Origin of the sequence: Streptomyces sp. NBC_00310 (assembly GCF_036208085.1) — a bacterium.
GTDB lineage: Bacteria > Actinomycetota > Actinomycetes > Streptomycetales > Streptomycetaceae > Streptomyces.
In genome coordinates this window covers 5,127,627-5,142,296 of the sequence record NZ_CP130714.1, presented here as the reverse complement: position 1 = coordinate 5,142,296, position 14,670 = coordinate 5,127,627, and the positions used below count along the sequence as shown (strand labels likewise).

The following is a 14,670-nucleotide window of genomic DNA, read 5'->3' as shown; positions in this document are numbered from 1 at the left end:
GCCGGTGTCCCAACGGTTTGGGTCGGCTTCCATGACCACGACCGCGCTCGCCGCCCTCCACCGCCCCGACCGTTACCCCCGCGCCTCCGCCTACGACTCGGCCTGGCTGCTCGACCTCGACATGGGGCCGAATCCGCTGTGGCTGTTGGAGGACCTGGTGGGGGACCTCGAACTCCGGCCCGGGATGCGGGTGCTGGACCTGGGGTCGGGGAAGGGGGCGACCTCCGTGTTCCTGGCGCGGGAGTTCGGGGTGGAGGTGGTCGCCGCGGACTGGTGGATCCCCGCGGAGGAGGCGGCGGCCGTCTTCGAGGAGGCCAGGGTGGGGGACCGGGTGACGGCGGTGCGGGCGGAAGCGCACACCCTGCCGTTCGAGGAGGGGAGCTTCGACGCCGTCGTCAGCGTCGACGCGTTCGAGTACTTCGGGACGGCGGACAGCTATCTGCCGTACCTGGTGCGTTTCCTGCGGCCCGGCGGGCAGCTCGGTGTCGCCACGCCGGCCCTGACCCGGGAGGTGCGCGACCTCGGGTTCATACCGGCCCACATCAAGGACGTCGTCGGCTGGGAGGCCATCGCCTGGCACACCGCCGAGTGGTGGCGGTTCCAGTGGGCGGTCACCGAACTGGTCGACGTCACCTCGGCACGGCTCCAGGAGGACGGCTGGCGGGACTGGTTGCTGTGGGCGCGGGCGGGCGTGGAGCGGAGGCCGTCGCCGTCCGGGGGCGTCGATCAGGCGGTCGTGGAGATGCTGGAGGCGGACGAGGGGGAGTATCTGACGTTCGCACTGGTGACGGCCAGGAAGAGCGAGTAGGGCCACTGTTTCGCACCGCCTACGCCGACCGGTCTGTCACGACTCCTCGTACGGTCCCCCCAGCCCCCACGCCTCGTGCATCGCGTTCGCGAAGGTCGCCGCGATCTTGTGTTCGCCGGAGGCGTTGGGGTGGGTGCCGTCGTAGGTGTCCCAGTGGATGTCGTACGACGGGGGTGGCGAGGCCAGGAGGAGGGGGGAGCGGGGTTCGTCCAGGTCGGCGGCCGTCTTGCCGAGGAGTTCGTTGAAGCGGGCGACCTGGGCGGCGAAGGGGGCGTCGGACTCGGCACGGACGTTCGGGGTGACCGGGAGGAGGACCATGCGGACGTGCGGGTTCGCCTCGCGGGCGGCCTCGACGAAGCGGCGGGTGTTCTCGGCGGTCTGCTCGGCGTTGGTGTAGAAGCCCAGGTCGATCAGGCCGAGGGAGACGAGGAGGACGTTGGCGCGGTGGGCGCGGATCGCGTCGGCGATCAGCGGGGCCATGTGCAGCCACCCCTCGCCCCAGCCCGCGAGATGGGCGCGGGGGAAACGCGGGTCCGTGTCGGCGTACTCGTACGACGTCGGCGTGTCCGTCGCCTTGTCGTAGAGCGTCTCGCGCGGGCCGACGATCTTGAAGGGGCCGTCGTGCGTCGTGCGCAGGTGCTGCCAGAGCCGGAAGCGCCATGTGTGTTCGCCCGCGCTCCCGATCGTCATGGAGTCGCCTACGGGCATGAACCTGAGCATGCGCTCATCATGAACGATCGCTACCGGCTGGTAGGCGCCGGTCGCCCCACCCGGCCCTGTGAAACTTGCCACGTGGCGCCTCCTGGCTCGCGGGTTCGGGTGCGTCATGGCTCGGGGGTTCGGGTGAGTCGGCGGGTGCGGCTCCGGTGGGGGCTGGTCTTTCAAGGGGCGCGGGGAACCGCGAGAGAAGCCCCCACTCGCCCGCCCCCGACCACCACCCCGCACCCCCACGGCGCTCCCCCACCCCACCCGGCGGAGCGAGATGGCAGGCTTGGGCGCATGCGCCGTCGCCCCCTTCACCCCCGCCGCCGGTTCCGCGCCGGCTTCGCCGGTCTCGCCGCGATCCTGCTGGCCGTCCTCCCGGCCGCGCCCGCGGTCGCCGACGACGACGGGTTCACGATGCAGGACTCGCGGATCACCGAGTCGAGCGGTCTCGCCGCGTCGCGTCAGCATCCGGGCGTCTACTGGACCCACAACGACAGCGACGACGGGGCGTTCCTCTACGCCGTCGACAGTGAGAGCGGCGAGACGGTCGCCACGGTCACCCTGACGGGCGTCGGCACCCCGCGTGACGTGGAGGCGATCTCCATGGGCCCGGGCAACAAGCTCTACGTCGGCGACATCGGCGACAACCTCGGCGGCACCTGGGCGTACGTGTGGATCTACGAGCTCCCGGAGCCGAAGGAGCTGAAGGACCAGACGATCAAGGCCACGCAGTATGTCGTGAAGTACGAGGACGGGGCGCGGGACGCGGAGGCGCTGATGGTGCATCCGAAGACCGGGCGGGTCTACATCGCCGACAAGAACGAGGCGGGCGGGTCGCTGTACGAGGGACCGGCCGAGCTTTCCTCCTCCGGCACGAACGTGTTCAAGAAGGTCGCCTCCGTCCCTGATCTGGAGGTCACCGACGGCGCGTTCTCGCCGGACGGCAAGCAGCTCGCCCTGCGCGCGTACTTCGGCGGCATCCTCTACGACTGGAACGGCGGCAAGATCAAGAAGGTCGACCGGCTGAGCGTGCCCTTGCAGCGGCAGGGGGAGTCGGTGACCTTCAGCACCGACGGCTCGAAGGTCATGTACGGCAGTGAGGGGTCGGGCAGCTCGGTCGTCGCGCGGGAGGTGCCCGGCGGCGGCTCCGGAAGCGGCGGCTCCGGCTCCTCGTCCTCCGACGGGAACGGCTCCGGGACCACCCAGGCGGACGGCGACGGGACCAGCTCCACCTTCAAGGTCGGCGCCCTCGCCGTCGGCGGGGCGGTCGTCGTCATGTGGGGCTTCAAGCGACTGCGGCGCCGACCGTCCTGAGCCGCCGCCCCGGCGGCTCCCCACGCGGACCCTGACCGCCGCCTCGGCGGCTCACCAGGCGGACACTGACCGCCACCTCGGCGTCGGCCGCCGCTCCGGCGCGGTCCGCCCCCGGCCGCCGCTCCGGCGCGGTCCGCCCCCGGCCGCCGCTCCGGCGCGGTCCGCCCCCGGCTAACCGCTCCGGCGCGGTCCGCCCCCGGCCGCCGCTCCGGCGCGGTCCGCCCCCGGCTACCGCTCCGGCGCGGTCCGCCCCCGGCTACCGCTCCGGCGCGGTCCGCCGTCCCCGTTCCCTCCCCCGCCCCGCCGCGCGACGAGGGTCTCCAGGCCGTCCAGGAGGCGCTGGAGGCCGAACTCGAAGTGGTCGAAGTCCGTGCCGAAGGCGTCCTCGGAGAGGCTGGAGAGGAGGGGGTAGCGGCCGGAGGCCATGAGCTCTTCGAGGACGGGCGCCTGGGCCTGCCAGAACTCCGCGTCGGTGAGGCCGGACCGGTGTTCCGCCTCCTGCTGGTAGAGCTGGGTGCGGGCGGCGCCGACGACATAGCCGTCCACGGCGATGATCACCGAGATCAGTTCGGGGTCGGTCAGCCCCATGGACTTGATGCGGGAGAGCACCTTCTCCATGCCGTCGAGGGCGCTCGGGCCGAGCACCGGGCGGGACTGGTTGACCTGGAGCAGCCAGGGGTGGCGGCGGTAGAGGGCGAGGGTCGCGCGGCCCATGGCCTCCAGGGCGGAGCGCCAGCCGCCGTCGCCGAGGTCGGCGGGGTTCTCGGAGGGGCGCTGGACGCGGTCGAGCATCAGGTCCAGCAGTTCGGCCTTGCCGGGGACGTAGCGGTACAGGGACATGGTCCCGGTGCCGAGTTCGGTGGCGACCCGGCGCATGGAGAGGGCGTGCAGACCCTCGGCGTCGGCGACCTGGACGGCCGCCTCCACGATCCGGTCCAGGGTGAGCCCCGGCTTGGGGCCGCGGCTGGGGCGCCGCCCGGTGTCCCACAGCAGATGGAGTGTGCGGACGATGTCCCCGCTGCCGCTGGTCTCCGTACCGCCGCCGACGCCGGCCCCGCCACCGACGCCGCCGGCCCCGCCACCGGTACGGCCGCCGCTCGCGCCGTCGTCCGTACCGCTCTTGCCCCTTGTCATGGACCCGAGTTTAGGTCCTCGCGGAAAAACTGGGTACGACGTACGCGCAATCGGGTACGGTGTACCCAGTTGGAGTCGGAAGGGGGACTCATGAGCGACGGAAACGGCGCCGGAGGCGGCGACGGATACGCGGTGCGGGCGGAGGGCCTGGAGAAGCGGTACGGGGAGAAGCGGGCGCTCGACGGTTTCGACCTCACCGTCCGCGAGGGCACGGTGCACGGCCTCCTCGGCCCGAACGGCGCGGGCAAGACCACCGCCGTACGCATCCTCTCCACGCTGGTGCGCCTGGACGGCGGCCGGGCGACGGTGGCCGGCCTCGACGTGGCACGGCACCCGCGCGAGGTGCGGGCCCGGATCGGTCTCACCGGTCAGTACGCGGCCGTGGACGAGGTGTTGACGGGACGTCAGAACCTGGAGATGTTCGGCCGGTTGTTCCACCTGGGCGGGAAGCGGGCGAAGCTGCGCGCCACCGAGCTGCTCGCCCAGTTCGATCTCACCGACGCCGCCGACAAGGGCGTCGGCAAGTACAGCGGCGGCATGCGGCGCAGGCTCGACCTCGCCGCCTCGATGATCCTCGCCCCGGCCGTCCTCTTCCTGGACGAGCCGACGACCGGTCTCGACCCGCGCAGCCGGGGTGAAGTCTGGGAATCCGTGAGGGCGTTGGTGGCGGGCGGCACGACCGTGCTGCTCACCACGCAGTATCTGGAGGAGGCCGACAAGCTCGCCTCGCGCATCACCGTGATCGACCAGGGGCGGGCCATCGCGGACGACACCCCGGACGGGCTGAAGAGCACGGTCGGCGGCGACCGCATCGAGGTCGTCGTGGCCGAGCGTGCCGACATCCCGCGCGCGGTGAAGGTCGTCGCCCGCGTCTCGGACGGCGAACCGGAGTCGGACGAGACGGAGTTGCGCGTCCACGCGCCCGTGACCGACCGTGTCTCCGCCCTGACCGAGGTGGCCCGCACCCTCCAGGACGAGGGCGTACGGGTCGAGGACATCGGCCTGCGCAGGCCCAGCCTGGACGACGTGTTCCTGCGCCTGACGGGCCACCGCGCGGCGAAGCCCGGGACCACGGAGGGCATGGAGGGCACCGGGAACACCGGGTACACCGAGAAGAGGGCCGCCGCATGAGCGCCGTCGACCTGACCACGCCGAGCCCGCGCGGCCGCACGTACTGGCTGCTCGCCGACGTCTGGAACATCGTCCGGCGCGGCCTCACCCACTACCAGCGCCAGCCGGTCAACATCGCCTGGCAGCTGGGCTTCCCGATCCTCTCCGTCCTCCTCTACGGCTATGTCTTCGGCAGCGCCATGCAGGTGCCCGGCGGCGGGGACTACCGGGACTTCCTGATGCCGGGCATGTTCGTGATGACGATGGCCTTCGGGTTCATCAACACGGCGACCCTCGTGGTCTACGACTCCACCAAGGGCGTCATCGACCGGTTCCGCTCCATGCCGATGGCGCCCTCCGCGGTGGTCGCCGGGCGCGGGGTGACCGATCTGCTGGCCGCCTGCGCGGAGTTGGCCATCATGATGCTGACGGCCCTCGCGATGGGCTGGCGCCCGGACGCGGGCCTCGGCTTCCTGGCCGCGTTCGGACTGCTCCTCTGGCTCCGCTTCGCGCTGATCTGGATCGGTGTCTGGCTGGGTCTGCTGGTCCCCAACCCGGAGGCGGCGGGCGGCCTCTTCGCGGTCGCCTTCCCGCTGACGATGATCTCCAGCATCTTCGTCGCCCCGCAGCTCATGCCCGACTGGCTGGGCTGGATCGCCGCCTGGAACCCGATCTCCTCCACGGCCGCGGCGACCCGCGAGCTGTTCGGGACGCCGGTCGGCGGCGGTGACTCCTGGGTCGAGCAGAACGCGCTGCTGATGGCCGGGGTGTGGCCGGTGGTGCTGACGCTGGTCTTCCTGCCGCTGGCGGTGCGCAGGTTCCAGAAGCTGAGCCGGTGACGTAGGCGGTCGTGGTCGGGGCCGCACGTCGAGGCGTCCGGTGTATCGGGTGACGCCTGTATAGGTGACGCCTGTATCAGGTGACGCCGGACGTCTTGACGTGTTCATGCGACCTGTCTTCCATGGGGGATGCGGGGGGTGGGAGCGCTCCCATCCTGTTTCGGCCCCGCGCCTCCCGAGGAGGAAGCAGCGAAATGTTCCGCAGCTTACGGAGAACCCTGGGCGCCCTGTGCGCGGCCGCCGCCGTGCTCGCGCTGCCCCTGGCCGGCGGTGCGCATCCGGTGGCCGCGCTGGAGGCCGACGCGGCCGAGGTGGGTGTGGCGGAGGCCGGTGCCGGTTACTGGCACACCAGCGGCCGTCAGATCCTGGACGCGGACGGTCAGGCGGTCCGTATCGCCGGTATCAACTGGTTCGGCTTCGAGACCGCCAACCGGGTCACCCACGGCCTCTGGACACGCGACTACAAGAGCATGATCGACCAGATGAAGTCGCTGGGCTACAACACCATCCGGATGCCCTACAGCGACGACATCCTCAAGTCCGGCGCCATGCCCGACAGTGTCAACTACTCCGACGGCAAGAACGCCGATCTGCAGGGCCTGACGTCCCTCCAGGTCCTGGACAGAATCGTCGCGTACGCCGGTCAGAGCGGCCTGAAGATCATCCTCGACCGCCACCGCCCGGACGGGGCGGGCCAGTCGGCCCTCTGGTACACGTCGGCCGTCCCCGAGACGACGTGGATCACCAACCTGAAGGCGCTGGCGACCCGTTACAAGGGGAACTCGACGGTCATCGGCATCGACCTCCACAACGAGCCGCACGATCCCGCCTGTTGGGGCTGCGGCGACACGGCCAGGGACTGGCGTCTGGCCGCCCAGCGGGCCGGCAACGCGGTCCTGTCCGTCAACCCCGACCTGCTGATCCTCGTCGAGGGCGTCCAGACGTACGACGGCGTCTCGGGCTGGTGGGGCGGCAACCTGATGGGCGTGGCCCAGTACCCGGTGCAGTTGGACGTGCCCAACCGGGTGGTCTACTCGGCTCACGACTACGCGACGAGCGTCGCCCAGCAGAGCTGGTTCAGTGACCCGTCCTTCCCGGCCAACATGCCCGGCGTCTGGGACAGATACTGGGGCTACATCTTCAAGCAGAACATCGCGCCGGTGTGGGTGGGCGAGTTCGGTACGACGCTCCAGTCGACGGTGGACCAGCGATGGCTGGCGGCCCTGGTGACGTACCTGCGCTCCACGTCGACGTACGGCTCGGACTCCTTCCACTGGACCTTCTGGTCCTGGAACCCCAACTCCGGTGACACCGGAGGCATCCTGAAGGACGACTGGCAGACCGTCGACACCGTCAAGGACGGCTACCTGGCGAGCATCAAGGCGCCGGGCTTCCCCTCGGGCGGCGGCTCCGGCGACCCGGGAGATCCGGGTGACCCCGGCGACCCCGGCGGCGGAACGCCCGCCTGCACCGCCGCCTACACCGTCAGCAGCGACTGGGGCAGCGGTTTCAACGCCGAGGTGAAGGTCACCAACACCGGTACCACCGCGATCAGTTCCTGGAAGGTCACCTGGACCTGGCCCGGCTCCCAACGCGTCACGAACATGTGGAACGCGTCGTACACCCAGAGCGGCGCGACGGTCACCGCCGCGAACGCCGCCCACAACGGGGCGGTCTCCGCGGGCGGTTCGGCGAGCTTCGGCTTCGGGGGCGCGCCCGGGGGCGGGGGTGTGCCGAGTGTGAGTTGTGCGGCCGCGTGAGAGGGGCGGCGTGAGAGGGGGTGCCCGGTGGCCAACCCGGGCACCCCATCCGCCCACGCCCGGGCTCCGGCCACGGCCGAGCCCCACCGGCCACCCGTCCATCCCCGGCCGCTCACTCGGATCCGGTGACCCACCCGGTCGCCGTCGGCATGCACGCGGCCATCGTCCGCGCGACAAAGCCCGCCACCGGCCCACATACCGATCCCGCCACAGGCCCACATGTCGCCGCGATCGCCGAGGCGGCTGGTGACTCCGATTACGGTGCCACCGCTTGACCGGGGCACCGATGTGAACGCAAGGGCGAAGCAGCCGGACCCGTGATCTCAACTCGACACCCTCCCCCGAGGGATGCACCGCGACCCGCGTCAAGGGCGGTCTGCGCGGCATGGATGGCCCATGGGGGCCGACCACAGACTTCCTGACTCTGGTGATCAGCACACGCTGTCCGTCGAGTTGGCCCAGAAGACCAGGAAGGACCATGTCTGGGCTCCGACGGTCCCGTCCACGGTGATGCCGGCGCAGCGCTGGAACCGCTTTGTCGCCGAGTGGGTGACCGGCCCGAAGTCCCCGTCCTCGTCCAGGTCGGCGCGTGTCATGGCGTTGTTCAGGTAGCACTGAACCTGCTGGACAGCGCTTCCGGACGATCCGGCCTTCAGTGTCGGCCGCTTGATGGTGTAGTTGCAGACGTCTTCGGATCCGTGGGCAACGAGCCTCTCGGGCAGCGCTGCACTTGCCGTTCTCGCGCGAGGCACCTCTGATCCAGCGCTCTGAGGTGCCGCTACGGCCGCGCCTCCCGCGAAGACGAGAGAGGCGACCAGAGCCACGGTAGTGGTCAGGCGTCGCATGTCCATCACCTCCAAAGACACACCCCCAGTACTACCGTGCGCTTCCGTCCCAGAGGCTGCATCCCGGCGATGACATCAACCGCGCTCGCAGGAGTTGCGCCTGCGAGCGAAGTACCGACCTGCTGCTGAGCTGTTCGCCGTGCGAGATGCTGCTGAGTTGCTCGCCGTGCGAGTCGGCTGCGGTACGGGCCGCGCCCTCGCGTACCTCGCGGCGCGGGATCACCGCGCACGGCGTCGATCTCTCCCGGTCATGGTGAAGAAGACCGGCGAGCGGTGGGCCGCACCGGCGCGGTCTTCGCATGCGGGGAGGCCCGGGAGTGGCCGGCTTCCTGCGAGGAGACCCACGACGCCGTCTGCTCGGTCTTCGGTGCGGCCTGGTTCGCCGACCCTGGCCGCCTCTTCCCGCTCGTACGGGCGCGGCTGAACCCGGGCGGCGTTTTCGTGTTCTCCCAGCCACCGGCGATCCTTGGCGCGTACGGTCCGCAGGGCATGTACAAGGGTGGCTTCGCGGGCAGGGCGATGTTCACCTACCGCTACAGCTACCGCCCCGCCGTCTGGGAACGCCTGCTGACCCGGGCCGGTTTCGGCGCGGCCAAGGCCCGTGTGCTGGCCAGGGCCCTGGTGTCCTGGCCGCTCCGAAGCCGGGGCACATCGGCACGTTGATCGTCCGCGCGGACGTCAGCCCCGGGTGAGGTGATCGAACTCCCCGGCCTTGGCGCCGGTGAGCATGGCTGCGATTTCGGAGCGGGTGAAGAGGAGGGCGGGGCCGTGGGGGGCCTTGCTGTGGCGGAGGGCTATGCCATCGTTGTGGGTGGCGAACTCGACACAGTTTCCGTCGCCTCCGGAGGAGGATGACTTCTGCCATGTGGCAGATATTTTGGAGGCGTCCTGGATCATGTGCTCCGACATTCAGCCTATCCTTTGCGGTAGTTGTTGAGGTGGCTCTCTATGAGTTTCATCGATTCGGTTCCCCTGAGGGAGTCCGACATCATCAGCCGGTTGAACAGTCTGGTGTACGCCTGCACTTCCTCGGTCTCCTCCAGGAACCTGTTACTGGTCAACCCTTCGAGGTAGACGACGTCCGGCTCCCAGCGTTCGGGGAACGAGAGAACGACAAACGGCCCGAAGAGCGCAGCGTGAGAATCTGATGTCTCCGGAAGTACGTGAACATTTACAGTGCCGGGGTATTCCTTGGTCAGGGTAAGGATGTGTTCGAGTTGTTCAGCCATGACATCGGGGCCGCCGATGACGCGGCGCAATGCTGATTCCGAGATAACGCCCCAGAAAATCAGGGGATTTTCACGATCGAAGACCTGTTGCCGCTTGTCGCGGATGGCGAGTCGTTCGTGCCTCTCCGCGTCCGGGATACCGGGCAGATGTACATCGAGCACGGCTGCCGCATACGTGTAGGTCTGCAACAGCCCCGGGATCAGGTTGATTTCGGCGTTATACGCCTCCGAAGCGTCTGATTCATAGCCGATGTAGTCGGCGTACATGGGGCTCACGACTGACCGGATGTCCGTTTCCCAACCACGGACGTTGCCTCGTTGGCGCAGGTCGAGCATGTATGAACGCAGGTCCTGGTCTGCGATGCCGTACCGATCGAGCAGCAGCCCCAGGTCTGCCTCGGAGATGCCGATGCGCCCCGATTCGATGCGGCTCAGCTTGGCCTCGGACCATGTGAGCGACCGAGCCATGGTGTCCTGACTGCCATGCGCGCCGTCCTCGCGCACCTTGCGGAGGATGTGGCCCAACCGCACCTGCCGCGCCGTCGGCTCCGTGCGTGCTCCCACGTGCTTGCCTTCCCTGAACTGAACCCATCTGCGCTGACAGGCTGCCGGATCGCGATCCTCGACGCACCCGTGTCACTCGTTCGGGGCAACTCCCGGTGCGGCCTTGCACCGCATCATCACCGGTGCAAGGCTGCACCAAGATGGTTAGTAGTCGGACCGTCACTTTCCGTTCCGTCGCACCCCTCGGGGGTCGTTTGCCATGCCCGAACTGACCACACACCGTCAGTATCCCACCACCAACCGTGCGGTAGCCCGCGCGCGTTCGGACAGCATCGCCTTCCTCGCCTCCTGCGGTATCGATCCAGCCCATGAGTTCGCGAGCGAATTGGTGCTCGTCATCAGCGAGTTGATGACGAACGCCGTCACGCACGCGCGCGTACCCGGCACCTCCGGTCGCCAGGTCGGCATGTCCATCGAAAAGGCCGACGACGTCTACCGCGTAGAGGTGCGGGACGCGCAGGGCGACGACATGCCGTGCCTGCGCGAGAGAGGCCTCCATGACACCAGGGGACGGGGCCTCGTACTCGTCGAAGCGCTCGCGGATTCCTGGGGCGTGAAGCCGGAAGCCGTCGGAAAGACCGTGTGGGTGGAGAAGAGGTTCGGGCGGTGACCGGGCTCATCGGCTCGGCCGGCGGCGTGGCTGCCTGCGTCGGCATGGTCCTGGGCGTCCTGGGTGCCATGGGCGTTGTCCGTGCCAGGCGTCCGCGTTCGCCGCAGCGGAGTGGTGGTTGTGGCGTATTGGTGCCCGGCGTCGAAGGGACCCCACGGCAACCGGACCTGTACGGGTGGCCTCACCTCAGCCCGGAGAGGGCGCGTTGGCGTCGCTGGTGGAGGTGTTCTGAGCGGCGACGGGCGGAGAGTGGGCGAGGCTCGCCGTTTCTCGCGTCCGAACCGTGTTGGGGGCGTCCCGTCCTGCCCGCCCGGGACGAGCAACCTCAGGACGTGGACACCATGGTGCGGCTCTATGTCTCCGTGCACGTGGCGTGCGGGGAGCGGTGGACGTGAGCGTGAGTGGTGGGGAGTCCCGGCGCCCTCTCGACCCTGTCGCGGTCACCTTCGGCGAGTGGCTCGACCATGTCGTCGCCTGTCGGCGTGGCTGCCGCGTCCGAGGCATGGACTGCTACGCATCCATGTGGTTCGAGGCCCTCCACATGGGTGCGAGGCGAGCCGGGCGCAGGGCTCCGCAAGGACCTTCCTCGCATTGAAGAGGCGCGCCCGGTACTCGCCGGACGCCTTCATCGACGGGACGGCATGTCCCCCGGTTCGGCACAACTTGCCCTTGCTGTGAGGCATTTGAGAGTTTGCAATGACTCAATTCGGTCAAGTCTTGGTCGAATGTGTTCTTGTGTGGCGTGCTCTTCCGGAAACATGCGGCACGGGCCGCGTACCTCGTGGACCTGAACCCCCCTCACTTGTTCTGAGAGAACTCCACATATGAGAAGAAGCGCAGCCGTGTTGAGCGGAGCCGTTGTCGTCCTGGCGGGGACGCTCACCGCCGTACCCGCCAGCGCGTCGCAGTCCGCGCAGACCGTCCAGGCCGCCGCCGCGAAGGTCGCCTGGAAGAAGTGCGCCACGGACAACTCCCCGACGCTCCAGTGCGCGTCGGTGAAGGTGCCGCTCGACTACGCGAAGCCGAGCGGGAAGAAGATCACGCTGGCGCTGTCCCGCGTGCCGCACACATCGAAGACGTACCAGGGCCCGCTGCTGGTCAACCCGGGCGGCCCCGGCGGCAGCGGTACGGGTCTGGCCGCGTTCGTCGCGTCCTCGCTGCCGAAGAAGGTCGCGGCCCAGTACGACGTCATCGGCTTCGACCCGCGCGGAGTGGGTGCCAGCAAGCCCGCCCTGGACTGCAAGCCCGGTTACTTCAACCCGGTGCGCCCGGACTCCGTGCCCAGCACGTCCGCGATCGAGAAGGCCAACCTCGACCGCGCCCAGTCCTTCGCCAAGGCCTGCGGTACGAAGCACAAGGACGTCCTGCCGTACATCAACACGATCAGCGCCGTGAAGGACCTGGACTCGATCCGTAAGGCCCTCGGCGCGAAGAAGATCAACTACTTCGGCTACTCGTACGGCACCTACCTCGGCGCCGTCTACGCCAAGCTGTACCCCGAGCGCGTACGGCGTCTGGTGCTGGACTCGATCGTCGACCCGACGGGTGTCTGGTACGAGGACAACCTCGACCAGGACTACGCCTTCGACAAGCGCCACAAGGCGTTCATGAAGTGGGTCGCCAAGTACAACTCCACGTACAAGCTCGGCACCGACCCGAAGAAGATCGAAGCCAAGTGGTACGCCATGCGGGCGGCCCTCGCCAAGAAGCCCGCGAGCGGCAAGGTGGGCGCCTCCGAGCTGGAGGACACCTTCATCCCGGGCGGCTACTACAACGGCTACTGGCCCTTCCTCGCCGAGGCGTTCGCGGCCTACGTGAACGACAAGGACGCCGACCCGCTGGTCGAGACGTACGAGAACTTCGCCGCCATCGACTCCTCCGGCGACAACGGCTACAGCGTCTACGCCGCGGTGCAGTGCCGTGACGCGTCCTGGTCCCGTGACTGGAAGAAGTGGAGCAAGGACAACTGGGCGGTGTACAAGAAGGCGCCGTTCATGGCCTGGAACAACGCCTGGTACAACGCGCCGTGCGCGTTCTGGCCGACCAAGTCGCTGAAGCCGGTGAACATCGCCAACTCCAAGCTGCCGCCGACGCTGCTGTTCCAGGCGACGGGCGACGCGGCCACCCCGTACCAGGGTGGTCTCACCGTCCACAAGCTGCTCAAGAAGTCCAGCCTGGTCGTCGAGCAGGGCGGCGGCAACCACGGCATCACGCTGAGCGGCAACAGCTGCCTCGACAAGTACCTGGCGACCTACCTCACCAACGGCAAGGTGCCGCACGGCAAGGGCAAGGTCGACGCCACCTGCAAGAAGCTGGCCGACCCGAAGCCGCAGGCCCCGCAGGAGGCTTCGGCCCAGTCGACGCTGAGCTCGACGCAGGGACCGACCGCGACGAGCGGTGCCACCCTGCACGGGATCCTCGGCTTCCGCGGCTGAGCGCGTCTGCCTGAACAGCACCTCGTACGGCTCGTACGGCAATGACAAGGGCACCCGGCGTATCGCCGGGTGCCCTTGTCCTGCGACTCACGTGATCAGGAAGCGGCCATCATGTGATGGCGCCGAAGCCCTGACCCCAGACCCTCAAGTCCGGCGTCCAGTGACGTGATTGCGGCCGTCGGCCGTTAGTTGCACCTGACGCGGATCTGCGCGCTCCAGGTACCGTTGCTCTCCTGCCAGGTGCTCCGGTCGACCAGCGAGATGTCGTTGCGGTTGGGGCACTGGTCCCGCGCCTGGGTCAGCGCGTTGGCGTACGCCACGCCTTCCTGTGAAGCGTTGCCCCGGCCCGTCACCGTGTCACCCACGTTGGCCGCGGCCGCGATACCAGCGGCACCGAACGCCATGGTCCCGGCCAGAGCCGTCACCACAAAAGCCTTCTTCGCGAAGGTCCTCATTTACTTACTCCTTATGTACAGTGAAAGCCGGAAGGGATGCGGCATCGGATCTCCAGTGTCTTCCGACCCGAACTGCCCTTCCTCTTCCGCGAGTTCACCGTAACCCCGCTGATCACCAGACGCCGGCGGCGTCCATGTAATCTCCCCACTTCTCTGATCAGGCTCTGATCAGACTCTGATAATCGACGCTGATTACTCGATTAATTTCGTAGAGATAAGAGAAAGCGGCGCTGCGCGACGGACTGGCTTTCTTGTGACCGGCAAGGAGAGCAGGCGCGGACGGGGCTTCTCGGTTCCCAGTGGCGGGTGGACACCGCCGACGCCCTTGGACTCCAGCAGCGGTTCGTGTCCTGATCCAGGTGCGGCAGGAGAGCGTCCCAGGAGTCGCCGGATCTCTGAACCGGACGCCCTGCGACTACCGAAGCCCTGGCCGCCCTCTCGTGTGTGCGATGGCCCTAGACCCGGGTGAGGTGGTCGAACTCCCCGGCCTTCGCGCCCGCGAGCATGGCGGCGATCTCGGAGTGGGTGAAGAGGAGGGCGGGGCCGTCCGGCGCCTTGTTGTGTCGGACGGCTACGCCGTTTTCGTGGGCAGCGAACTCGACGCAGTTTCCGTCCCCTCCGGAGGAGGATGACTTCTGCCATGTGGTGGCTACTTTGGAGGCGTCCGGGATTATATTCTCCGACCTTCCTGCCTAACCTATGCGGTAGTTGTTGAGGTGGCTCTCGATGAGTTTCATCGATGCGGCTCCCCTGAGGGAGTCGGACATCATGAGTCGGTTGAACAGCCTGCTGTACGAATGGACTTCCCCGGTCTCTTCCAGGAGCCTGTTGCCGGTCAGCCCTTCGAGGTAGACGATGTCGG

At 68.6% G+C, this 14,670-nt stretch carries 15 protein-coding genes and 1 pseudogene; 8 read left to right on the top strand and 8 right to left on the bottom strand.

Features of this window, described 5'->3' with window-relative positions; all coding sequences use genetic code 11:
• The first annotated feature begins 31 nt into the window (after window positions 1-31).
• Window positions 32-808, top strand: a complete 777-nt coding sequence (locus tag OG202_RS22475; protein ID WP_328223425.1) for an SAM-dependent methyltransferase — start codon at window positions 32-34, stop codon at window positions 806-808.
• Between the two features lie 36 nt (window positions 809-844).
• Here the strand turns inward: OG202_RS22475 and OG202_RS22470 are convergent, their stop codons facing one another.
• Entirely contained in the window at window positions 845-1,528 is a 684-nt protein-coding gene (locus tag OG202_RS22470) for a GDSL-type esterase/lipase family protein (protein ID WP_327729059.1), read from the bottom strand.
• A 279-nt stretch (window positions 1,529-1,807) separates the two neighbouring features.
• On the opposite strand from OG202_RS22470, the gene OG202_RS22465 reads away from it, so the two are divergent.
• Complete coding sequence (locus OG202_RS22465; protein ID WP_328223424.1) at window positions 1,808-2,827, top strand: WD40 repeat domain-containing protein; 1,020 nt, start codon at window positions 1,808-1,810, stop codon at window positions 2,825-2,827.
• A gap of 228 nt (window positions 2,828-3,055) precedes the next feature.
• Here the strand turns inward: OG202_RS22465 and OG202_RS22460 are convergent, their stop codons facing one another.
• Window positions 3,056-3,961, bottom strand: coding sequence for a TetR/AcrR family transcriptional regulator (locus OG202_RS22460; protein WP_328223423.1), 906 nt, complete (start codon window positions 3,959-3,961; stop codon window positions 3,056-3,058).
• A gap of 90 nt (window positions 3,962-4,051) precedes the next feature.
• Here OG202_RS22460 and OG202_RS22455 point away from each other — a divergent pair, with 90 nt between their 5' ends.
• From OG202_RS22455 to OG202_RS22445, 3 genes are all read left to right on the top strand, one after another.
• Entirely contained in the window at window positions 4,052-5,092 is a 1,041-nt protein-coding gene (locus OG202_RS22455; RefSeq protein WP_328223422.1) for an ATP-binding cassette domain-containing protein, read from the top strand.
• A complete protein-coding gene (locus OG202_RS22450) occupies window positions 5,089-5,910 on the top strand; it encodes an ABC transporter permease (protein WP_326581929.1) in 822 nt (273 codons plus the stop codon). Before OG202_RS22455 ends, OG202_RS22450 begins: the two co-directional genes overlap by 4 nt.
• Before the next feature lie 194 nt (window positions 5,911-6,104).
• Window positions 6,105-7,670: a cellulase family glycosylhydrolase gene (locus OG202_RS22445; protein WP_328223421.1), complete on the top strand. Its 1,566-nt coding sequence runs from the start codon at window positions 6,105-6,107 to the stop codon at window positions 7,668-7,670.
• A gap of 431 nt (window positions 7,671-8,101) precedes the next feature.
• On the opposite strand, the gene OG202_RS22440 is transcribed toward OG202_RS22445, so the two are convergent.
• Window positions 8,102-8,515: a peptidoglycan-binding domain-containing protein gene (locus tag OG202_RS22440; protein ID WP_328223420.1), complete on the bottom strand. Its 414-nt coding sequence runs from the start codon at window positions 8,513-8,515 to the stop codon at window positions 8,102-8,104.
• Between the two features lie 106 nt (window positions 8,516-8,621).
• Between OG202_RS22440 and OG202_RS22435 the strand changes: the two are divergent.
• Window positions 8,622-9,207, top strand: a pseudogene (locus tag OG202_RS22435) (methyltransferase domain-containing protein); the annotation flags it as partial.
• On the opposite strand, the gene OG202_RS22430 reads toward OG202_RS22435, so the two are convergent.
• Together OG202_RS22430 and OG202_RS22425 are read right to left on the bottom strand one after the other, a co-directional pair.
• Window positions 9,194-9,424 (bottom strand): DUF397 domain-containing protein, encoded by a 231-nt coding sequence (locus OG202_RS22430; RefSeq protein WP_327729063.1) that lies wholly within the window; start codon window positions 9,422-9,424, stop codon window positions 9,194-9,196. The pseudogene OG202_RS22435 and the gene OG202_RS22430 overlap by 14 nt on opposite strands.
• A 5-nt stretch (window positions 9,425-9,429) precedes the next feature.
• Complete coding sequence (locus OG202_RS22425; protein WP_327729064.1) at window positions 9,430-10,308, bottom strand: helix-turn-helix domain-containing protein; 879 nt, start codon at window positions 10,306-10,308, stop codon at window positions 9,430-9,432.
• A 199-nt stretch (window positions 10,309-10,507) separates the two neighbouring features.
• Between OG202_RS22425 and OG202_RS22420 the strand changes: the two genes are divergently transcribed.
• Together OG202_RS22420 and OG202_RS22415 are read left to right on the top strand one after the other, a co-directional pair.
• Complete coding sequence (locus OG202_RS22420) at window positions 10,508-10,918, top strand: ATP-binding protein (protein ID WP_328223419.1); 411 nt, start codon at window positions 10,508-10,510, stop codon at window positions 10,916-10,918.
• A gap of 824 nt (window positions 10,919-11,742) precedes the next feature.
• Window positions 11,743-13,353, top strand: a complete 1,611-nt coding sequence (locus OG202_RS22415; RefSeq protein ID WP_327729066.1) for an alpha/beta hydrolase — start codon at window positions 11,743-11,745, stop codon at window positions 13,351-13,353.
• Between the two features lie 185 nt (window positions 13,354-13,538).
• Here the strand turns inward: OG202_RS22415 and OG202_RS22410 are convergent, their stop codons facing one another.
• The 3 genes from OG202_RS22410 to OG202_RS22400 form a co-directional block, all read right to left on the bottom strand.
• Window positions 13,539-13,808: a hypothetical protein gene (locus tag OG202_RS22410; RefSeq protein WP_326581937.1), complete on the bottom strand. Its 270-nt coding sequence runs from the start codon at window positions 13,806-13,808 to the stop codon at window positions 13,539-13,541.
• Window positions 13,809-14,263: 455 nt separating this feature from the next.
• Window positions 14,264-14,479, bottom strand: coding sequence for a DUF397 domain-containing protein (locus tag OG202_RS22405; protein WP_443052356.1), 216 nt, complete (start codon window positions 14,477-14,479; stop codon window positions 14,264-14,266).
• Window positions 14,480-14,500: 21 nt separating this feature from the next.
• A complete protein-coding gene (locus tag OG202_RS22400; RefSeq protein WP_443052355.1) occupies window positions 14,501-14,665 on the bottom strand; it encodes a hypothetical protein in 165 nt (54 codons plus the stop codon).
• Between the last annotated feature and the right edge of the window lie 5 nt (window positions 14,666-14,670).